The sequence below is a fragment of the Nitrososphaerota archaeon genome (genome assembly GCA_029785825.1).
Taxonomy (GTDB): Archaea; Thermoproteota; Nitrososphaeria; order Nitrososphaerales; family Gagatemarchaeaceae; genus UBA183.
On sequence record JAFLYY010000001.1, the window covers coordinates 1,297,053 to 1,316,119 of the forward strand.

General features: G+C 61.0%; 29 protein-coding genes and 1 tRNA gene. 4 read left to right on the forward strand and 26 right to left on the reverse strand.

The genetic code is table 11. The annotated features are described in order from the left end of the window. Nucleotides 1–5: 5 nt before the first annotated feature. The 26 genes from JRN21_06805 to JRN21_06930 form a co-directional block, all read right to left on the reverse strand. The gene (locus JRN21_06805) at nucleotides 6–1,220 is read right to left on the reverse strand and encodes an adenylosuccinate synthetase (protein ID MDG6989020.1); all 1,215 of its coding nucleotides are present in this window, start codon (nucleotides 1,218–1,220) and stop codon (nucleotides 6–8) included. 1 nt (nucleotide 1,221) lies between these two features. Beyond that, nucleotides 1,222–2,697 (reverse strand): IMP dehydrogenase, encoded by a 1,476-nt coding sequence (gene guaB, locus JRN21_06810; protein ID MDG6989021.1) that lies wholly within the window; start codon nucleotides 2,695–2,697, stop codon nucleotides 1,222–1,224. 186 nt (nucleotides 2,698–2,883) lie between these two features. Next, nucleotides 2,884–3,025: transfer RNA gene (locus tag JRN21_06815), tRNA-Ser, on the reverse strand. Between the two features lie 31 nt (nucleotides 3,026–3,056). After that, nucleotides 3,057–4,067 (reverse strand): RNA-guided pseudouridylation complex pseudouridine synthase subunit Cbf5, encoded by a 1,011-nt coding sequence (locus tag JRN21_06820; protein MDG6989022.1) that lies wholly within the window; start codon nucleotides 4,065–4,067, stop codon nucleotides 3,057–3,059. Nucleotide 4,068: 1 nt separating this feature from the next. Further along, the gene (locus JRN21_06825; protein ID MDG6989023.1) at nucleotides 4,069–4,629 is read right to left on the reverse strand and encodes an AAA family ATPase; all 561 of its coding nucleotides are present in this window, start codon (nucleotides 4,627–4,629) and stop codon (nucleotides 4,069–4,071) included. A gap of 10 nt (nucleotides 4,630–4,639) precedes the next feature. Further along, nucleotides 4,640–5,617 carry a DUF106 domain-containing protein gene (locus JRN21_06830; protein MDG6989024.1) on the reverse strand — a complete coding sequence of 326 codons (978 nt, stop codon included), beginning with the start codon at nucleotides 5,615–5,617 and terminating at the stop codon, nucleotides 4,640–4,642. Beyond that, the gene (locus JRN21_06835; protein ID MDG6989025.1) at nucleotides 5,618–6,190 is read right to left on the reverse strand and encodes an adenylate kinase; all 573 of its coding nucleotides are present in this window, start codon (nucleotides 6,188–6,190) and stop codon (nucleotides 5,618–5,620) included. Between the two features lie 2 nt (nucleotides 6,191–6,192). Further along, on the reverse strand, nucleotides 6,193–7,632 hold the full coding sequence (gene secY / locus JRN21_06840; protein ID MDG6989026.1) for a preprotein translocase subunit SecY: 1,440 nt from the start codon (nucleotides 7,630–7,632) through the stop codon (nucleotides 6,193–6,195). 10 nt (nucleotides 7,633–7,642) lie between these two features. Further along, the gene (locus tag JRN21_06845; GenBank protein ID MDG6989027.1) at nucleotides 7,643–8,005 is read right to left on the reverse strand and encodes an uL15 family ribosomal protein; all 363 of its coding nucleotides are present in this window, start codon (nucleotides 8,003–8,005) and stop codon (nucleotides 7,643–7,645) included. A 40-nt stretch (nucleotides 8,006–8,045) separates the two neighbouring features. After that, nucleotides 8,046–8,519 carry a hypothetical protein gene (locus JRN21_06850; protein ID MDG6989028.1) on the reverse strand — a complete coding sequence of 158 codons (474 nt, stop codon included), beginning with the start codon at nucleotides 8,517–8,519 and terminating at the stop codon, nucleotides 8,046–8,048. Then, nucleotides 8,520–9,149 (reverse strand): 30S ribosomal protein S5, encoded by a 630-nt coding sequence (locus tag JRN21_06855; protein ID MDG6989029.1) that lies wholly within the window; start codon nucleotides 9,147–9,149, stop codon nucleotides 8,520–8,522. Next, the gene (locus tag JRN21_06860; protein MDG6989030.1) at nucleotides 9,149–9,733 is read right to left on the reverse strand and encodes a 50S ribosomal protein L18; all 585 of its coding nucleotides are present in this window, start codon (nucleotides 9,731–9,733) and stop codon (nucleotides 9,149–9,151) included. The genes JRN21_06855 and JRN21_06860 overlap by 1 nt, the downstream gene beginning before the upstream one ends. Then, nucleotides 9,730–10,164, reverse strand: a complete 435-nt coding sequence (locus tag JRN21_06865; protein MDG6989031.1) for a 50S ribosomal protein L19e — start codon at nucleotides 10,162–10,164, stop codon at nucleotides 9,730–9,732. The genes JRN21_06860 and JRN21_06865 overlap by 4 nt, the downstream gene beginning before the upstream one ends. Further along, nucleotides 10,148–10,576: a 50S ribosomal protein L32e gene (locus JRN21_06870; protein ID MDG6989032.1), complete on the reverse strand. Its 429-nt coding sequence runs from the start codon at nucleotides 10,574–10,576 to the stop codon at nucleotides 10,148–10,150. Before JRN21_06870 ends, JRN21_06865 begins: the two co-directional genes overlap by 17 nt. Nucleotides 10,577–10,580: 4 nt before the next feature. After that, entirely contained in the window at nucleotides 10,581–11,126 is a 546-nt protein-coding gene (locus JRN21_06875; GenBank protein MDG6989033.1) for a 50S ribosomal protein L6, read from the reverse strand. Continuing rightward, a complete protein-coding gene (locus JRN21_06880) occupies nucleotides 11,116–11,508 on the reverse strand; it encodes a 30S ribosomal protein S8 (protein ID MDG6989034.1) in 393 nt (130 codons plus the stop codon). Before JRN21_06880 ends, JRN21_06875 begins: the two co-directional genes overlap by 11 nt. A gap of 9 nt (nucleotides 11,509–11,517) precedes the next feature. Next, entirely contained in the window at nucleotides 11,518–11,679 is a 162-nt protein-coding gene (locus JRN21_06885) for a 30S ribosomal protein S14 (protein ID MDG6989035.1), read from the reverse strand. After that, nucleotides 11,676–12,203: a 50S ribosomal protein L5 gene (locus JRN21_06890; GenBank protein MDG6989036.1), complete on the reverse strand. Its 528-nt coding sequence runs from the start codon at nucleotides 12,201–12,203 to the stop codon at nucleotides 11,676–11,678. The genes JRN21_06885 and JRN21_06890 overlap by 4 nt, the downstream gene beginning before the upstream one ends. After that, a complete protein-coding gene (locus JRN21_06895) occupies nucleotides 12,200–12,928 on the reverse strand; it encodes a 30S ribosomal protein S4e (protein MDG6989037.1) in 729 nt (242 codons plus the stop codon). The genes JRN21_06890 and JRN21_06895 overlap by 4 nt, the downstream gene beginning before the upstream one ends. Next, complete coding sequence (gene rplX, locus JRN21_06900) at nucleotides 12,928–13,218, reverse strand: 50S ribosomal protein L24 (protein MDG6989038.1); 291 nt, start codon at nucleotides 13,216–13,218, stop codon at nucleotides 12,928–12,930. Before rplX ends, JRN21_06895 begins: the two co-directional genes overlap by 1 nt. Before the next feature lie 8 nt (nucleotides 13,219–13,226). After that, nucleotides 13,227–13,625 carry a 50S ribosomal protein L14 gene (locus JRN21_06905; GenBank protein MDG6989039.1) on the reverse strand — a complete coding sequence of 133 codons (399 nt, stop codon included), beginning with the start codon at nucleotides 13,623–13,625 and terminating at the stop codon, nucleotides 13,227–13,229. Between the two features lie 35 nt (nucleotides 13,626–13,660). Continuing rightward, nucleotides 13,661–13,987, reverse strand: a complete 327-nt coding sequence (locus JRN21_06910; GenBank protein ID MDG6989040.1) for a 30S ribosomal protein S17 — start codon at nucleotides 13,985–13,987, stop codon at nucleotides 13,661–13,663. Beyond that, the gene (locus JRN21_06915; protein ID MDG6989041.1) at nucleotides 13,984–14,217 is read right to left on the reverse strand and encodes a ribonuclease P protein subunit; all 234 of its coding nucleotides are present in this window, start codon (nucleotides 14,215–14,217) and stop codon (nucleotides 13,984–13,986) included. Before JRN21_06915 ends, JRN21_06910 begins: the two co-directional genes overlap by 4 nt. After that, entirely contained in the window at nucleotides 14,214–14,420 is a 207-nt protein-coding gene (gene rpmC, locus JRN21_06920; GenBank protein ID MDG6989042.1) for a 50S ribosomal protein L29, read from the reverse strand. The genes JRN21_06915 and rpmC overlap by 4 nt, the downstream gene beginning before the upstream one ends. Continuing rightward, nucleotides 14,377–15,048, reverse strand: a complete 672-nt coding sequence (locus tag JRN21_06925) for a 30S ribosomal protein S3 (protein ID MDG6989043.1) — start codon at nucleotides 15,046–15,048, stop codon at nucleotides 14,377–14,379. Before JRN21_06925 ends, rpmC begins: the two co-directional genes overlap by 44 nt. 2 nt (nucleotides 15,049–15,050) lie before the next feature. Next, complete coding sequence (locus JRN21_06930; GenBank protein ID MDG6989044.1) at nucleotides 15,051–15,512, reverse strand: 50S ribosomal protein L22; 462 nt, start codon at nucleotides 15,510–15,512, stop codon at nucleotides 15,051–15,053. 174 nt (nucleotides 15,513–15,686) lie between these two features. On the opposite strand from JRN21_06930, the gene JRN21_06935 reads away from it, so the two are divergent. Genes JRN21_06935 through sdhB form a run of 4 tightly spaced genes read left to right on the forward strand, consistent with a single transcriptional unit; the run spans nucleotide 15,687 to nucleotide 19,032 of the window. Then, nucleotides 15,687–17,402: a succinate dehydrogenase/fumarate reductase flavoprotein subunit gene (locus JRN21_06935; GenBank protein ID MDG6989045.1), complete on the forward strand. Its 1,716-nt coding sequence runs from the start codon at nucleotides 15,687–15,689 to the stop codon at nucleotides 17,400–17,402. Nucleotides 17,403–17,438: 36 nt separating this feature from the next. Then, nucleotides 17,439–17,903 (forward strand): hypothetical protein, encoded by a 465-nt coding sequence (locus JRN21_06940; GenBank protein ID MDG6989046.1) that lies wholly within the window; start codon nucleotides 17,439–17,441, stop codon nucleotides 17,901–17,903. Further along, nucleotides 17,900–18,253 (forward strand): succinate dehydrogenase, encoded by a 354-nt coding sequence (locus tag JRN21_06945; GenBank protein MDG6989047.1) that lies wholly within the window; start codon nucleotides 17,900–17,902, stop codon nucleotides 18,251–18,253. The genes JRN21_06940 and JRN21_06945 overlap by 4 nt, the downstream gene beginning before the upstream one ends. After that, the gene (gene sdhB, locus JRN21_06950; GenBank protein MDG6989048.1) at nucleotides 18,250–19,032 is read left to right on the forward strand and encodes a succinate dehydrogenase iron-sulfur subunit; all 783 of its coding nucleotides are present in this window, start codon (nucleotides 18,250–18,252) and stop codon (nucleotides 19,030–19,032) included. Before JRN21_06945 ends, sdhB begins: the two co-directional genes overlap by 4 nt. The last annotated feature ends 35 nt before the right edge of the window (nucleotides 19,033–19,067 follow it).

A 19,067-nucleotide genomic window follows, 5' to 3' on the forward strand; every position in this document is an offset into this window, starting at 1 on the left:
CGGCCTCAGAGCTCGATGGTCTTGGACCGTTCTTCGCCGTGGGAGACGATGGCGACCCTGACATGCAGTCTCTCCTCCAGGTACTCCACGAAGCGGCGCCCCGCCCCGTCCAGGCCCTCGGCGAAACTTGCCCCGTGAAGGGAGAAAGGCGGGTCGAAGACAGGCTCGAACTCCTCGGGGTTCCTCAGGACCGACTGGTAGTCGGCGGTCTCCCCTCCGCGCCCCCTGTAGGCGACGCAGACCATGAACTCTTTCACTTTGGAGAGGACATCGAGCTTGGTGACAGCCACCTCCCGCGAACCGTTGAGCCTCAGCGTGTACTTCAGGGCGACGAGGTCGAGCCATCCGACCCTCCTGGGCCTCCCCGTCGTCGCCCCGTATTCGTTCCCTAGGACCCTGATGCTCTCTCCGAGTGCCCCAACAATCTCTGTCGGGAACGGGCCGCCACCGACCCTAGTGGTGTAACACTTCGTCACCCCCAGGGCAGCCCCTGAGAGGGAAGGAGGGATACCCAGAGCGGAGGGGATATACCCCGCCGTGGTGTGCGTGGCCGTGACGTACGGATAGGACCCGTGGACGACGTCGAGCAGGGACCCCTGGGACCCCTCGAAGAGGACCGACCCTCCACTTTCGTTTATCTCGACCACCCTGCCACCGACGTCTCCCAGCAGCCCCTCCAGGAGTTCCTTTGACTCGTCGGCCCAGGACAGAAGCCCGGCTGGGTTCAGGGAGAGCCCGTGGTAGAACCGCGCCAGGGGCCCAAAGTCGAACCCCTCCGCCAGGTCCATCGCCCTGGGGCTGAGCCTGAGCGCCCTCAGGGCGTACGCCGGCCCGATCCCCCTCCTGGTGGTCCCGATGGCCGAGGCGCCCCGGGCCTCTTCGAGCATGGCGTCGAACTCTCTGTCCACCGGAGAGACGAGGGCGCACCTTCCGTCCACCAGGAGTTTCTGCCTCGCTTCGGCCGGGAGGACCGCGAGCTCGTCCCTCAGCACCACAGGGTCGACGGCGACCCCTGCGCCTATGAGGAGCTGCTTCCCCTTCATCGCCCCGGAAGGTACCAGGTGGAACGTGTGCCTGTCCCCTCCCATCACCACCGTGTGGCCAGCGTTGCTCCCGCCGTTGAACCGGGCTACGGCATCGTACCCGTCCGCGAGATAATCGACCACCTTCCCTTTGCCTTCATCGCCCCATTGGAGGCCGACCACCGAGAGGTTCGGCATATCAGAGCACCCTCTGTATGTCGTGTGGGAGGCTCTCCTTGTGGCCTGCCGAAGTTATCCGCATGAACTCTGCGTTCCTCCTCAACTCTGGGAGGTTGTGGGCCCCGGAGTAGCTCATCCCCGACCTCAGGCCGCCGACGAGCTGCTTCACCACCTCGTCCACTCGCCCCCTGTAGGGGATCATCCCCTCAACTCCTTCGGGGACGCTCTCCTCGACTATTTCGCCTATCAGTTCGTCCTCGCCGAGGCCCGTCGCCTTCGACTCCCTCATCCTCCTGTCCAAGGTAGCAGCCAGGGAGGCCATCCCCCGCGTCAGCTTGTACCTCGTCCCCTCCCTGAGGATGGTCGGGCCGGGGCTCTCCTCTGTCCCTGCGAAGAGGCTCCCTATCATTACCGACGAGGCGCCCGCCGCCACGGCCTTGGTGATATCTCCCGGGTTCCTGATCCCCCCGTCTCCGATGATTGGGACGCCGCTGTCGGCGACCCCCTCGGCACTGTCCAGTATAGCTGTCAGTTGGGGGACCCCTGATCCTGTGACCACCCTGGTGACGCAGATGCTCCCCGACCCCACCCCGACCTTGACCGCGTCCGCTCCCGCCTTCACCAAGTCAGCCGCCCCCCTCGCCGTGGCTACGTTCCCGGCGACCACCTCAACGTCGCCCAGGCTCCGCTTGATCTCCCGGACGGTGTCGATGGCGTAAGAGGAATGGCCGTGGGCGATGTCCACGACGAGTGCGTCGGCTCCCGCGTCGAACAGCCTCCGCGACCTCTCCATCTGGTCTCCTTTGACCCCCACGGCGGCGGCGACCCGGAGGCGCCCCCTGGAGTCTTTAGTGGCCAGGGGGAACTGCTTCCTCTTCGTGATATCCTTCGAAGTGATGAGCCCGGTCAGGTTCCCCTTAGCGTCGACCAGAGGGAGTTTCTCTATCTTGTTGGCGTGGAGCATCTCCTTGGCTTCTTCGAGCGTCACCCCCCTCTGTGCGGTGATGAGCTCCGACCTTGGGGTCATGACTTCCTCGACCTTCCTGTCGAGGTCGTCCTCCAGGGTCATGTCTCTCCTGGTGACCAGGCCGACGACCTTCCGGCCCGGGCCCACTACGACTATCCCTCCGACATCCCTGTCCCTGATCAGCTTGACCGCCTCCCTCACAGTCCCTTCCGGCCCGATGGTGACGGGGTCTTCGATGACCACCCCCTCAGACCTCTTCACCTTCAGCACCTCGGAGACCTGCTCCTCAATTGTAAGGAACCTGTGGATGACCCCAATCCCCCCCAGGCGCGCCAAGGCAATCGCCATGGCAGACTCCGTCACCGTATCCATGTTGGCGCTCACGACGGGGACGGCAAGCTCGATCTTCCGGGAGAAGCTAGTTCGCGTGTCCGCGTCCTTTCTTGATTTCACATCAGAGAACTTCGGGACCAGGAGGACGTCGTCGAAAGTGAGGCCGACCCGGAGGTCGGAGCCGGAACCCTTCACTTGACTTCGGTTTTTGCTGTGGCTTTATAGAGATAGCGCCGCTAAGAGAGGACCCAACGGCCGTCTACACGAAATGAAGTCTCTTCTTGCGTTTCGGCATAGAGACGTCTTGTCACGGCACCCCACGACGACCGCATCGGACACTCGCTTCTTCGGGCGAAGCCGCCATTTGCTTGTTGGAAAGAACGCCGGGACTGGGACTTTCCTCCTCCCTTACGAGAGGACTTTGAACCCAGAACCCGCTTTCGCGAGACAGGCTCGCCGGTCTGACGCGATTCCAGGCTTGCGCGAGGCACATCTGCGCCCTACCAGATTAGGCGATCCCGGCGATGTGGAGCCCGGGGTGAGCCGTTTAAAACCTAACTCGGGCGCGAAGGCGGATCCTGCACCGTCTTCCTCCCGTGGCTCTTCCACATCCTGGGGTAGGTCCCCGCCTTCATCACCACCCTGTCCGTGGTCGACACCAGCCCTCGCTTGAGCGAAAGCATCTCCTGGGAGGGGATGAGCGCCTTCCCTATGGCCGCCAGTTCTCCCTTGCCCGTCATGATGGCGACCAGGTCCCCCTTCTTGATGTCCGCTGAGAACGAGAGTACCCCGGGGAGGCCCAGCCGGGCTCCGTGGCAGACGGCGTCGATGGCCGAGTCCCTGGCGACTATCCTCCCGATGTCCCCCAGTGAGTCCTCAACGGGCATGATCAGGCTCCGGATGGGACCCTCGTCCCCCGACTTCAGACGGTAGACGGCTTCGTTCAGCTGGTGCAGCGTCACCATCCCCCGCTCCTCCGTCAACGGACCCACCATCGTCCGCCTCAGCTCCACCATCGTCGCCCCGACGCCCAGCACCTCTCCGACGTCATAGATCAGCTTCCTGATGTAAGTCCCTGACTCGCAGAGCACCCGGAAGAGGCTCAGGTTCCCAGCCGACTCCTCGAGCACGAACTCGTACACCTCCCGTGTCCTTGTCTGCCTGCTGACAGAGGACCGCTGGGGGGGCCGCTGGAAAATCTTTCCGGTGAACTCGGCGGCGACCCGCGACAGCTCCTTCCCCGGTACCGACGAATGTATCCGCATCACTCCTCTGTACTCCTTCGGGAAGAGAAGGAGAAGGCTCAGCGCCCGGGTCGACTGCCCGAGCCCGATGGGGAGCATCCCTGAGACGGGAGGGTCGAGCGTCCCACTGTGTCCCGCCTTCTCCACTCCCAGGAGCTTCCGGGTCCAGGCTACCACTTCGTGGCTCGTCGGTCCCCGGGGCTTGTCCAGGGGGATGAGCCCGTATTCGATGAGGCTCTGCACCGTCCGCGAAGAAGGGAACGACCCGTATCTCGGGTCCGTCTGCTCCTCGTCGAGGACTACGGTCTTCCGCGCTGGCACTTCAGTCCCTTCGGCCCTTCACGTACTGGATGACTATTTCGGCAACTTTCCCTTCGTCGATGCCATCGGTCTCGACCACGAGGTCGAAGGGCTTGAGGTCCCTACCGAACTCGATGCCATAGATCTTCTTGTAGAGCTTGTAGTTCTCACCGTCCCTTACCGAGAGGATTTCCCTACACTGGGAGACCGGGAGACCGTCTCTCTTAGACATCCTCCCCGCCCGGCTGTCCACGCTCCCCGACAGCCATACCTTCAGACCTTCTTTCGTGAGCCATGGCACGGGGTAGCTGGTGATCACCACATCCCCCTTCTTGGCCTTCTGCAGGAGCCTCTCGTCGACCTCCTTGTCGAAGTCCGAAGAGCGCTTCCTCTCCTGGAGGAACTTCATCCCCTCCCCCTTGTCCCACCAGTCTTCCCCCCCGGGGGTGTACCCCTGCTCCACCGCCATCTCTTTGAGGACGTCGCCGCCACCCACCATGCTGACCCTGAAAGCCGCGGCCACCTGACGGGAAACAGAGGTCTTCCCTACCGCAGGCATCCCTGAGACGACTATCGCTTTCATCTGCGTCCCTTCAGCTCGTAGTGTGGAGCAGCCGGCCCAGCATAGTGGAGAATGTGAACGAGCTGAGGAAGTACCACCAGAAGAGACTGACGTCGTAGATGGCTGGGGTCTGTGTCACACCGGTGATGACAGGTATCGGTATGGGGGTGAACGCCACTACGACTCCGTATCCTCCCAGGAAGGTCGCCATCAGGTAGTAGACGAGAATCAGGGGGACCGTCGTAATCCCCATCACCTTGAACCTCGCCTTCTGGACGTTGAGCTGTTCCTGCTGCATCGCCAGTTCACGCTTCTTCAGTCGTTCGAGCTTGTCCTGCTCCTTCGCGACAGTCGCCTTCGCCTGGGAGCCTCCTTCCTTGTCCTTGGACAGCGCGCCCTTCGCCCGCTGCAGCGCCATGGTGGCTTCTCGCTTCTCCTTGTTGAACGCGTTGACCTCCGCGCGCATCCGCCTCTCGGCGTTGAGGTCGACGACCTTCCTGGTGACCAGCTGGGTCACCATGCCGAGAGAGATTGATGTGACCGTCACTATGATCGTGGAGACAGGCGGGGCATACTGTGGAATCGAGAACTTGTCCACGACGGTCGTCACTCCTGCGGTGAAGTTGATGCTGTAGTGTCCCACCGCCATGTTCGGAACCCAGAAGGTACACCCAGACAGGGTCCCCTTGGGCGAAGTCTGGCAATTGGGCTGCTTGGTAGTGCTGTTGGTCAGCTGCAGCGGTGACGTCCCGAACGTGGCTGAGACGTTCTTGCTGACGGGGAGATTCTGGCCCGAGATCACCACGTACACGCCCGGGATGTCGGACCCCGTGCTCAGCGACACCTTCGCCGCGTTGGGGGCAGTCGTAACGGTCGACTGGGGGAAGACGACAGGGCGGACGGCGTAGTAGAACACCAGGACCCCGACGACGGCGATGAGGATGTAGGTGATGGTCCTCGACCCCCCGCCAGAAGACCTGTTCTGTTGCCTCTTCTTGCCTGACGACATTTACCGCGAAGCCGCCTCCAGGACCTTGACCAGCTTCATGGCTGCCTCGTCAGCCCTCCCCTGGGAGTTCCGTACGAAGTTCACGGGTGCCCCGGTGAGGGTTGAGCTCGCAGCGAGGAAACTCTTGGCAAGGCTGAGCTCCTCGGCGAGGCTCTCGATGGTCGTGGCGTCCCGGTACCTCGACGCGTCAGACATCCTCCGCATGAGTATCTCCTCGGAGGTCGCCTCGACCAGCACGAGGTGGGTCGGATTCATGGCCCTGACCACTTCGAATGGGAGCCCCGGCCAGAACCCCTCCGGGGTCTTGATGAAGAGGTGGGTGTCCACCACCACTACCCTGTCCTTCATCCTTGCGATCCTCGAAGCCGCCACCTTCTGCAGTTGCCTCTGTTTTACGACCGGGAGCTTCCTGATCTCGTCCCTGTCCCTGATTAGCCTCCTGGCTTTGCCGACCTCGAGCATAATCGTCCCGAAGTTCACCAGCCGCGCGCCGCCTATGCTCGAGACGACCTTGCTGACTATGGTCGACTTCCCCACCCCGGGGACCCCCACCATGATGACCCGCAGACCCACGGCTAGCTAGCTCCGATAAGCCCGGCGAGCGCAGGAGAGATTTCCTCCACCTGCTCCTTGAGGAGCATCTGGTAGTACTGGAGGATGATGTCGACCATGAGCAGTATCCCTATCCCCGTCCCGAAGACCCCGAACAGGTCCGATACCCCTGCTATGAGGCCTATGAGTATGCCTCCTATGATGGTGAGGGTCGGGATGTACCTGTTGAGCATCTGCTCGATGGAGAGGCCGGAGCGCCTGAAACCGGGCACCTGGACGTCGGCGTCCATGAGGTTCTTCGCCACAGCCTTCGGGTTAAGGCCGCCTATCTCGACCCAGAGCCTGGCGAAGACCACCGCCATCCCCACCAAGTACAGGAGGTAGATGACAGAGTGGACCGGCTCTGCGAGGGTCTGCTGGAAGGACTGGGGCGGCGTGAGATAGAACACCAGCCCTCCGGTGGGGATCTGCGTGTTCGTCCCGTTGGCGCTCGAAGCGGGGAAGACGGCGAGGTACTTCATCCACCAGGGCGGGCTTGCGACTGAATAGTTCGCCAGCAGGCGGGCAAAGAACGTGACGTTGGCCCCCAGGGCCGATACCAGGATGACAGGGATGTTCGAGACATAGAGGAGCTTAATCGGATATACCCCTTGGAACCCGCGGTACTTTATCGACGTGATGGGGAGCTCTATCCTGATCCCTTCGATGTAGACCAGGACGAGTATCATCACTATGGTGAGGGAGAAGGTGAGGAGACTCGGATACTTGAAGTCCCTGATGAGAACTGACCCCAGGTTGTTGTTGAAGGACTCGCTTATCGCCTCCGGGACGAAGCCGAAGAGTTGTGTCACCCCGGTGGTCACCTGGAAGGGGATAGGGGAGAAGGTGTACCACATGACGGTCTGACACACACCGGCGAGGATGAACAGGCTCACCCCGCTGCCGATTCCCCACCCCTTCTGTATCATCTCGTCGAGGAGGAGGACTATCACAGAGCCTATCACTAGTTGTATGAAGACCACAGGCTGTTGGGACGCCGTCAGGACGCCGAGGGCTCCCCCGAACATGTAAGCCATCGACTCCCCCACTATGACTATGAGTGTGAGGAACTTCGTGGCCGAACCAAATATCGCTCTGTCAGAAGAGTCGCTCATGTCGAGCTTTATGATGTCGCTCCCCACGAGCAGCTGAAGGATGAGCCCCGCAGTAACGATGGGACCTATGCCGAGCGTCATCAGGGTCCCCTGGGCGGATGCGAAGACCACCCTGAGGAACGTGGATGCGTTGTTGGCCGCGGCTGTCCCCGTGAGGCCGTAGAGCGGCGTCGCAGCCATCACGAGGTACAGAATCAGGGCTATCCCGGTCCATACGAAGCGCTCGTTCAGGGTGGGCTTCTTCTCGGGCTTCGGGATTTCAGGGAGGACGGTGCCTACGCTCTTGATGAAGTCACGCATTGAAGCCATTGGACGTGGCTTACTCCTGGGCCAGGATTTTTCCGCCTGCTGCCTCTATTTTAGCCTGAGCTTTCTTGGTGAAGGAGGCGACCTTCACTTCATAAGCCCGGGCGACCTCTCCTGATCCGAGGAGCTTCTCCACCCCCATCGAAGCCAGGTCGAGAGACTTCGCGTCCCCGGCGAGCCCGTCTAGCTGTCCCACGTTCATCCAGCGGGAAGGCTTGACGTGCCCTGGCGGCCTGAACGGATCCCTGCCGAAGTGGTCGGGATCGTTGATTACGAGCCAGCTCCATTTGTGCTTGTGAAGGCCGGCGTTGCCGTGCCCCCCCTGCTTTCCTGAGTGACGGTGCTGCCCGATCTGGCCGTATCCGTGGGTCCGCATTCCCCTGTACCTCCTTCCCTTGCGGAGTCTGGTAGGCAGATCAGATCATCCTCCTTACGATTTCGTCGAGTTTCGGGTTGCTTCCCAGTGTCCCCTTCTCGGTGGACTGCCTGCGGAGAGAGCGTTTGAACCCTCCCTTCGGAGGTGCGAGTCTGAAGTACGGGAGGATCCCTGGGACCGCCGCGAGCCGCTTCTGCTCTTTTACCATCTGGGCGGCCAGGGCCTTATGGTCATTGAACCCGAGCCCCTTCAGTGCCGTCTGGTCCAGGGACCTGCTGGTACTCACCATCCCCCTCTTTGAAAGGAGCTCAGCGAGGAGCCCCTCGTCAACCGGAGCCCAGGCCACATAGTCCTTGCAGAGCCTCAGCATGCCCACCGTCGCGGCGTCATCCGGGACGACCGACGCCGAGAACTTCTTGGCTACCCAGAGCTCGTTGAGCGACTTCCTTACGGGAGCGGAGCTGTTGATAGAGCCGTGCAGGTTGACGACCAAGATCAGACCCATCCCAATCACCTACACGTTTAGCCCGTGCGACATTTTGAACGCGTCGTACACCGCGTTTGCCAAGGAAGACATGGTGTTCGTCGAGCCGAAGGTCCTGACCCAGGCGTCCTTCACCCCGGCCAACTGGAGGAGGTTCTTCAGAGCGGGGCCTGCGACGAGCCCCAGCGCCCGCGGCGCCGGCATTATCTCTACCGTAACGCTGCCGGCCTTCCCCCTGATCCTGTATGGGACAGAGTGCGGTCTCCCGTCCCTGCACTCCCATGAGCCGCACCCTAATTTGACCGGTATTATGTTGAGGAGGGCGGCAGTGGTGGCTTTCTCAATCGCATCCCTAGTCTGCATGGCCTTACCTTTACCGACGCCGAACCACCCCGCCCCGTTTCCGACCGCTACGACGGCGAGGAAGCGAGTCAACTCCCCGGCGTCGGTCTGCTTCTGGACGACGCTGACACCGACGACCTCGTTCCTGAGGTCTGGGAGAAGCCTCTTGACAATCTCGGCCTCGCGGACCCTCTGGCCGTTCCTGAATATCTCTTCAAGAGAGGTGATCTTTCCCTCGTTGACAAGAGCCCCCAACTTCGTCCTCGGGACCCACACCTGCTCCTGCTCTTCCTGTCTTCCCCTTCGCTGGTAGGCCATCACTTGTTCCCCTCCAAGACCGCGGCTTTCGCCTTTGCGAACGCCGACGGATAACCTTCGGGCTTGAACCCCGACTTCAGGAGCGCCGAGAAGGACCTGTTGTAAGTGTCCTTGTCCTCAGAGGCCAGCTTGGTGGCGTAGTCAGCGATGGACTTCCCGGTGAGCCTGTCTTCACTGGGGAACGCCTCCTCCCCCGCAGGGACGGAGACCCCCGCGTCCACTACTCCCTTCAGGAGCGCCGCGATCCGTGAGCCGGCGATGAAAGGTACGAGCCCGTTGTAGACCACAGCCTCCTTTACCCCGGCAGCCAAAGCCTTCTTCCCTGCCAGCAGTCCGAGGAGGTAGCACGAAGGAGTCGCCTTTGACGAACCCAGCCACCCGAACTTCGCGAGCTCCTTGGAGTGTGACGACGAAAGGACCAGGTCCCCCTTCACCGTGGGCTTCACGAACTGCGCGGAGACGTTCTTGTTCGACACCCTCATTACGAGAAGCGGCCTCCGGGAGGTGATCGCTCTTTTCCTCGTACGGTAGTCCGTCGCTCCTGCGCGCCTCCTCCTGAGGAGTGGCACATGTCGGGGTTTCATTTCTTGGCCTCCTTCATGAGGTCGAGGAGGTGCTTGACCCCTCTTACCTGTCCTCCCTTCACCTGTTTGTAGAGCGTCCTGTATGTTTCCTGCGTGATCTCCTTGCGGTCTTTGGCCACCTTCAGGCGCCATCTGAGCGCCCGGACCTTGGATATCCACATCTCCTTCCGAGGGTTCCTCGCGGTAGCTGTCCCTTCGGTTGAACCTGCCCCCCTCCCGCGCTTCAGCTTCTCGGATTTCGCCCTGAATCTCCCTCTGGAGACCCCCTTCACCGGGGCCACCGTTATGGCGCCGAACCCGGCGAGCCCTCTTATGGTGCTGCGGGTTATCGCATCTTGGATAAGGTCGCTATATTCATCGTTGAACCTGATCCTGTCGACTCCGACCCCTAGGACCGACGCCGCGAGCCTGCGCTTACTCTTTAGGTTCAATTATCCTCAACCCCGTCGGATTCACGACCCTGATGCCGAGCTCCGTCGCTCTCTCCAGGATGGCGGCCCTCTTCCGGGCCCCTACGGTCCCTCCTATCCGAGCCACGTCCCTCCCTGGGACGAGGCCGTCCAAATCTTTTGGCCGGTAGACCGCTGCCTCGTAGTGACCGCTCGGATGCAGGCCCCTCGACTCAGCCGGGCCCCTGTACCCTACCCTGACCAGCGCCGGCCAACCCTTGTCCTGGCGCCTCACCTTGTTGTCCACTCCCTTCGGTTTCCTCCACTCGGGGTGGATCCTCACGTAGCGCCAGCTCTCCTGTCTGACGAAGGCGGGCCTGGCGGCGGAGAACTCCTTGCGCTTCTCCACGAGGGCCTTCAACCTGTTTTCCTCTGATTGCTTCGCCTTCGGCATGGGTTTAGGCGCCCTCCTCCTTATGGTATATGTACAAACCGTCCAGGAACACCCTCTGGTCCTTTCTGCGGATTTTCGTCGCCAGCTCCAAGTTGGCCGCGGTCTGACCGACATCCTCCAGAGACACCCCCTTCACTATCACGTCGTCCCCCTCTACGGTCACCTTGCAGTCACCCACAATCTGGGATATCCGCGGAGACCTCTCTCCTACGAAGTTCTCCACCAGCACCTGGTTTCCCTTCGTCTTTACCGTGATGGGGAAGTGGGCATAGACTACCTTCACCTTGTAGGTGAATCCTTTCGTGACCCCCTTGGCCATGTTGTTCACAATGCTGGCCACGGTGTTGATTATGACGTTGTCCTTCTTCTTGACCGAGAACGGGGAGAACGTGACGGTATCTCCTTGGACCGCGAGGTTCACGTTGATCTTGTCGAAGACCTTCCTAGAAACGCCTAGCTTCCCCTTTATGACGAGGGTCCTCCCGCTCAGGGACGCTGTCACGCCGTCCGGGAGCTTGACGGAGGTCTCCTGTATCGCCCTAGAAGACATATCCGATCAGCCTCCCACCGATCTTCTTCTCCTGGGCCTCGACGTGCGACATGACCCCCTGCGGCGTTGATACGATCAGAGTGCCCACCCCCACGGCGGGCAGGTACCTGTGCTCCCAGTCTACGAGCTTCAGCGACCTCACGGGGAACCGGGGTGATATGACCCCGCATTTGTTTATCCTCCCGAGGAGCTGGACGCGGAGCTTCCCGCCCATGCCATCGTCGATGAACTCGAACTCCCCGATGTACCTCTTCTTCTGGAGGACCTTCAACACCTCGCTGGCGAGGTTCGAAGCCGGAATGACCATGCACTCCTTCTTGTTCCTCATCTCCGCGTTCTGGAGGCTCGCAAAGAGGTTAGCTAGGATGTTTGTCGCTGGCATCTATCTCACCTAGTCATACTTCCTGAAGCCGAGCTTCCCAGCGACTTCCCTGAAGCACTGCCTGCAGAGGACGAGGTCATAGGACCTGATGACCGCCCCATACTGGCCGCATCTCTGGCAGTAGTGCGTGGACTTCCCATATTTTCTCACCTTTGGATGCCGTTCCTTCACTGCACAGCCACCCCGAAGTTGTCCTTGAAGTACTGTATCGCTTCCTCCCTGCTTATGAGGTGAGACTTGCCCACCCTGGCCGTCTTCCGGCTTCGCCTGGAGACCGAGAACCCCGGCCGCTCTAGGAGCACCGACACGTTCATCCCGAGTATCCCGATGGCCGGGTCGTAGCGGATCCCCGGAATCTCGATGTGCTCCTTTATCCCGAAGGACACCGAGCCCCTCGGGTCGAAGCAAGACTCCTGGAGCTTCTTCTCCCTTGCGACGAGGAGCTTCTCTATCAGGGGGGCCGTTCCTTCTCCTCGGACCGTGACAACCACCCCTATGGGTTCTCCCTTGTGTATGCCGAAGTCCCTCACCGAGTTCTTGGCGCGCGTCTGAGCCGGGGCCTGTCCCGTCACCTGTTGCAGGACCTTCTTCCCCCTTTCGATGGCTTCCCCTGACTTGCCGAGGCCGATGTTCACCACAACCTTCCCTACCCTGATCTTGCGCATCGGGTTCTCCTGGACGGCCTCCTGGCTCATGACGCTCCGACTCCTACCGTTATCATCGGGGACGCGGTTCCGACTGGGAAGACGAGCCTCGATGGTATCTCAGCATCCCCGCTGCTCAGGGACAGCCTCACCATCTTCTCCCTGGATATAGTCCCGGCCTTCACATCGGAGATCTTCCCGACCTGCCCAGCCCTCTCTCCCGAGAGGACGAGCCCCAGGGACCCCTTCGCGAGCTTGATGTTCCCGAGCACCTTCTGGGATGGGACCTCCATCAGCACGGCGTCCCCGGGAGACAGGTCGAGGCCGTCGTCGACCACCGACCTTCCGTCGTGAAGGCCGTACTGGATGTGCCCCCCCTTCACCTTCGTCTTCGTGCTTATCGCGCAGAGCTTCTTCTTCGCCTCTTCCTCCGTCACCTTGGCGAGGGCGAGCCCCTTCGGGGTCGGGACCAGCCTGAAGTACGACCCTTCGGCCGGGACACCTACCACGTTGAAAAGTCCAACCGGGAACCGGGGCGTCCTCCTCTCCTTACCGTCCACCAGAACCTTCCCCGTCTTCGTCATGTACTTCAGTTCTCTCGAGAGCTCCGCCATGGAAGCGAGGTCTCGGACAACCACCCCCAGAGGGTAGGACGAAGAGATGGGGTATGGACCTGGTTGGGGCTTGAACACGAACCTGCTCGACTTGCGCGAGATGTCCCAGTTTCTCGGCGCGGCAAGACGCTTCAGCTTGTTCCTTCCACCCTTCTTCCCCATCAGGCAGGCGCCTCCAGCTTCCCCTTCCTCAACTTGTCGTCAAGCGAAAGAGAGGTCACGACCAGGTTGGAAGAGCTTACCGGGACCGGGGCGTTCCCTCCCTTCAGCTTCTCCCGGTTCACCCCTTCCACGTTCACGACCCCCGAGCTAGGGTTGACGCGCGTCACCTTCCCTTCTATGTCCTTGAACTCGCCTCTGACTATCCTGACGGTGTCCCCGACACGCGGCCTGACTGTCCGCCTGTGGTGCTTCTCCCTCAGATCTGGCGAAAGTTGAGATCCGAACTTCATGCTCCCACCTATACTATTATGGACGCCAAGTTGGCTATCCTGGGCCACTTTTCTGCGGCCTCGCTCGCTACAGGGCCCTTGATGTCAGTCCCCTTTAGGTCTCCTTCGGGGGTGATGATGACAGCGGCGTTGTCCTCGAAGACGATTCTCTGACCGCTCACCCTCCGCACCGGGTACTTCTGCCTCACTATGACAGCCCCGAAGACGGTCTTCTTCAGCTCTGGGGGCCCTTTCTTCACGACGCAGACAATCGAGTCGCCGACGGAAGCGGATGGGACCCTGCTCAACCTCCCCTTCGCCTTCGTGACCTGGACGACCCGGAGCGTCTTCGCCCCGGTGTTATCTGCGCAGGTGATTACTGCATAGAGCGGGATGGCTCTCGTTATGTAGTTCTTGAACTCCTCCACGCCCTTGGCAGAGACGGCACGAGACTTCGTCGACACTACGCGCCCCTCCTGGACTCTACCACTACGAAGGAGATCGTCTTCGAAAGCGGTCTGCACTCACCCAAGGTGACCGAATCTCCTTCCCTGACTTCGATGCATGGCGGGACGTGGGCGCTGACCCTGCTCCTCCGCCTCTCTCCCCTGCTGAACTTTGGTACCATGTGTAGGTACTCCATCTGCACGACGGCAAAGCTCTTCTCTGAAGCGGAAACCGCCCTCCCGGACAGCAGCCGCCCCCTTATCTTCAGGTGGCCATGGAAAGGGCACCTCTCGTCCTGGCATTTCTTCTTCGGTGGGGCCACTTCGAGGCCAGCAGCGTTCATGCGGCGTCGCTTCCTATCCGGTCCTGGAGCCTGCCGGCAAGGCCGGCTCCCGGCACGACCTTCCCGGACTCGAGCCTGAACGTCGAGGTCCCCTTCTCGACCCTCATGACGCCTTCCTTTGTCCCAAGCAGGAGGGTCTTCGCAGTGTCCAGCAGCACGGTTCCCTCCCTCCCCACCTTGGAGGGATCGCTTGACGCGACCACCGTCACCCTTTCACCCACGACGTTCATTCCGCTACACCCTTTTCGTGCATGACAGTGACAACCCTGGCGATGTCCTTCCTAATCCTCCTTATGTTCCCGACGTCCTTCTTGACTATCCCCCTCTGGGCGCCGCCTGCGAGCTTGGAGAGCTCCGACCTGAGGTCGAAGAGCGTCTGCCGAAGCTTGTCAGCGTCCTGGTTCCTGAGATCCTTGGGTTTCAGATGTGGCATCTTCTTTCTTTTCCTCCTTGACGTCTTCCTTCATCTGGAAGTCCGGCGGAAGCGCGTCCCTGAGCGCGATCTTGACCTTAATCCCGTAGAGGCCGAGCTTCATCTGGAGGTCGGTGGTTGCCTCGCTGACCGACCTGTCCGCTGTGTCTCCGCTCTTGGGGACTACCCCTGCTCTGTACTTCTCGCCGTGGGACCTGTCGCTCCTCAGCTTCCCCGCTACGGAGATCTCCACGCCGGCGGCCCCCGCGTTCATGATGTTGTTCACGGACCACTGCGCCGCCCTGCGGAACGCCGTCCCGCGGGAAACAATCTGTCCAATCCTCGCGGCCATTATCCTGGCGTTGAGCTCCGGGTTCTCCACCTCAGTGACCGCTATCTGAGGGTTCGGGAAGGTGAACTTGGTGGCCACCTTGTCCGTAAGGTCCTTGATCCCTGTCCCGCGCCTCCCTATGGCGAGCCCCGGCCGAGCCACGTAGACTTTCAAGGTGGTTCCGACGGGAGACTTTTGCACTTCCAGCCCACCGTATCCGGCATCCCGCAGCTCCTTCTCGAAGAACTCGTCCAGGTCAGCATACGACTTGCTCGTCGTCAGAATCGACTTTACGGTGGTTCGCTGCTGGACGGACATCCCTACACTTCCTTGCCTACTAACTCGATGTGGACCAGCTGGTGGAAGTTCGGAGAACTCCTCCCGAAGGCCCTCGGAACGTAGTCCTTCACTGTCCTCCCCGCATACCCTGCCGCGTGGATGATCCGGACCCTTTCCGGGTCGAGACCCTTGAACTCCGAGTTGCCCTGAAGGTTGTGGAGGACGTCCAGATATGCCTTCGCAGCCTTCACAGGATACGAGCCGGTCGGGAACCCCTGCAGCTCGCTCCTATGCCCGACCTTGAGCTTGTGCCGCCTGAAGGCGACAGGCATCTTCTTGGCCTCCACCTGCTCCATCAGATCGATGGCCTTTGTCAGGTACATTCCTTTGACCGTTACCGCGACCTCACGGGCGGCCTTCGGAGAGACGTTTACCTCGCGCCCGCTGGCCCTGACATGTACCGCTGGGTCGAAACCCTCGAAACTGTAACCATAGTGAGGCACTTTACCCCTCTCGTAGACCCGGCCGATTGTTGATGCGGTTATAAACGTGTCCATGTGAAACGGGGAGTCAGCCCGAAAACGGGCGTTTTCGCCGCCCAGCATAGGTTTACAAAATCTGCGGCGCCTTCGGGGAAAGGCCTAAGAAAATATCTCAGACCACCCTTGACGGGGAAGTTGGTAGAGGCACTTAGGCACGACTTGGTCATCGTAGGGTCAGGGATTGCGGGCCTGAGGGCCGCCATCGAGGCGGCCAAGGTCAGCAACGGGAAGCTGGACATAGCCGTGGTGACCAAGGTACAGGCCATGCGCTCCCACTCGGTGAGCGCCGAGGGCGGGACAGCGGCGGTACTTTATCCCGAGTTGGGGGACTCCTTGGATTCCCATGCCTTCGACACGGTGAAGGGCTCGGACTACCTGGCCGACCAAGATGCTGTCGAGCGGTTTGTGAAAGAGATGCCCGGAGAGATCTACCAGCTCGAGCACTGGGGGCTCCCTTGGAGCCGGAGGGAGGACGGAAGGATAGCCCAGAGGTGGTTCGGAGGATACAGCTACCCCAGGGCCACGTTCGCCGAGGACAAGGTGGGGTTCTTCGAGATGCAGACGCTCTACGACACAGCCACAAAGTACGACGACATACATTTCTACCAAGAGTGGTTCGTCACCTCGATTCTTACCGAAGGGGGGGAGTTCCAGGGGGTAACGGCCATAGACATGAAGACGGGGGACTTCGTCCAGATACTCGGCAAGGCGGGGATAATCGCCACAGGAGGCTCCGGGCGGCTCTACAGCTTCGCGACGTACGCCTACAGCTCTACGCCGGACGGGATGGCAATCGCCCTCAGAGCAGGGATTCCGCTGAAGGACATGGAGTTCATCCAGTTCCACCCCTCCGGGCTGATACCTTCCGGGATACTCATCACGGAAGCAGTGAGGGGGGAAGGAGGCGTCCTAGTCAACAAGGACGGAGAACGATTCATGAAGAAATACGCCCCCCAGAAGCTGGATCTGGCATCGAGAGACGTAGTCTCCAGGGCAATGATGACCGAGATCGAAGACGGGAGGGGGTTCAAGGACGAGGCCACGGGGCTGGACTATCTTCACCTCGACCTCTCCCCCATTGGAGGCGACAAGATCAAGTCGAGGCTGTCGCAGATAAGAGAGATTGCGATAAAGTTCAGGGGGATAGATCCGGTGGAGAAGCCCCTTCCGGTCCGTCCGGTCTGCCATTACGTGATGGGAGGGATAGACGTCAACATAGACGGGGCGACGCAGATCAGAGGGCTGTGGGCCGCCGGAGAGGCGGCCTGTGTGAGCATCAACGGGGCCAACAGGCTGGGCGCCAACTCCACTGCAGAGTGTCTGGTTTGGGGCAAGCTCACCGGAGCGGAAGCCGCCCGCTACGCCGCGGGGAGGGGTGCCGCACCTCCAGTTGGGGATCAGGTCCAGCTAGAGGAGAAAAGGATCTTCGACGGGATCTTCCACGGAACAGGGGGGACGAACCCGTACGAGGTCAGAGATGCGCTACAGAAGCTGATGGCCAAGGACGTGTTCGTCTACAGGACCGCGGACGGGCTCTCTGAAGCCCTCAGGATGGTCCGTGAGCTCAAAACCAAGGACTTCCTGCACTGCGAGGACAGAAGCAGGGTGTACAACACGAACCTTAACGACGTCCTGGAAGTCGAAAGCATGCTCACCGTCGCCGAGGTGGTGATCGCCGGGGCGCTGGCGAGGACTGAGTCGAGGGGGGCCCACGCGAGGAGGGACTTCCCACAGAGAGACGACAAGAACTGGCTCAAGCACACCCTCGCGTTCTGGGGACCAGACGGGCCGCGGCTCCACTATTCTGGGGTGACGATTACGAAGTACCAGCCGACGGAGCGGCACTACTGAGAAACTGTAAAACGGGGCGAGGAGTAGGAGAAACCGATGGCGAAGAAAGCAGCCAAGAACAAGCGCGGGGTCGCGGGGTGGCTCAACCCATACCACTACAACGCCGAAAGGTGGGCATACATGTTCCAGAGGGTGACCGGGGTCGCGGTGCTCCTCTACGTCCTGGGGCACCTGGGGGACACGAGCTTCTTCGTTGGAGGCCCGATGGGTACCGGACCCAGCGCTTCCAGCTGGGCTTTCATCGGGACCGTCTTCGAGAACTCCTTCGGTCATACCATCCTAGTCCTCCTGGTGCTCGTGCTCGTGTTCCACGGAGTCAACGGAATCAGGCTGGTCCTGAGCGAGTTCGGGCTCATCCTGAGGAAACCTTCAGCCATCGAGTTCCCCTACAAGCCGAAGGCCCTTGCCGCGGGGCAGAGGACCCTGATATACGTGGGGATCGCGACGGCCGTCCTCGCTGCCATCTGGACCTACCTGGTGCTTTTCGAGGGGATGGGATGAGAGAGTCAAGGCTGATGCTCCTACAGTACGTGACGGCCCTGCTGGCTGTGGTTCTCGTTTCCATACACCTGATAATGCAGGGAGTCATCCTCCCCTATGACACTGCCATCTCGTTCAGCAACATGCTCTCGATATACAGGAACGCAGTCACCGCCGTATTCCTCGAGGCCCTGCTCCTCGTGGTGCTCGTGCACGGGTTCAACGGGCTCAGGATAATCCTCTATGAACTCAGACAGACGAAGCCCTGGACTACCTGGGTGGACGTCGTGACAGTCGCGGCGGTGATAGGGACGGTCGCGTATGGGACGAGGACCGTCATACTGGCAGCCTTCGGGGTGGTCTCCGCGTGACCGATGTGAGGCTCCTCGTCCAGAGGTTCGACCCCCTCAAAGACGAAGGGCCGCGGCTTGTGGAATACAAGGTCCCGAAGCGGGAAGGGATGACTGTTCTTGACGCCCTCCTCTACGCCAGGGACTACGTAGACCACTCAATCGCCCTGAGGTTCTCCTGCAGACAGGCTTCCTGCGGCTCGTGCGGGATGAAGATTAACGGGAGACCGAGGCTCGCGTGCTACACCCAGGTGGACGAGCTCGCAGGAGAGAAGGTGGTAGCCCAGCCCATCGACAATTTCACCATAGTCAGGGACCTCGTCACAGACCTAGGCTCCTTCTTCGAGAAACACATAGAGGTGGTTCCCCACCTAGTCAGGTCCGACCTCCAAGAACAGGAGCATCCGACCTCCGAATACGTGATGAAGCCTGAGGAGCTCTCGCGGGTCCTGCAGTTCACCTACTGCATAAAGTGCGGACTATGCACCTCTTCCTGCCCCACGGTGGCAACGGACTCGAAGTTCCCCGGGCCGCAGGCCCTCGCCCAGGCATACAGATACACGGCGGACGTCAGGGACGAAGGAGGAGACGAGAGGATCACCGCCCTCGACTCCTCTCATGGCATCTGGAGGTGCCATTTCGCGGGGTCGTGCTCCTACGTCTGCCCCAAGGGCGTGGACCCTGCCCTCGGCATACAGCTCCTGAAGCGGCATGTCATGTCTGGACACGCTCCACGAAGAGCAGGACAGGGGTCCCCGACAGCGAAGTCCGGCTCCTCGGGTGCCAGCCAGACCGGATAACCGTTATATCTCAGGTAAGGCGCAATAGGAGACCA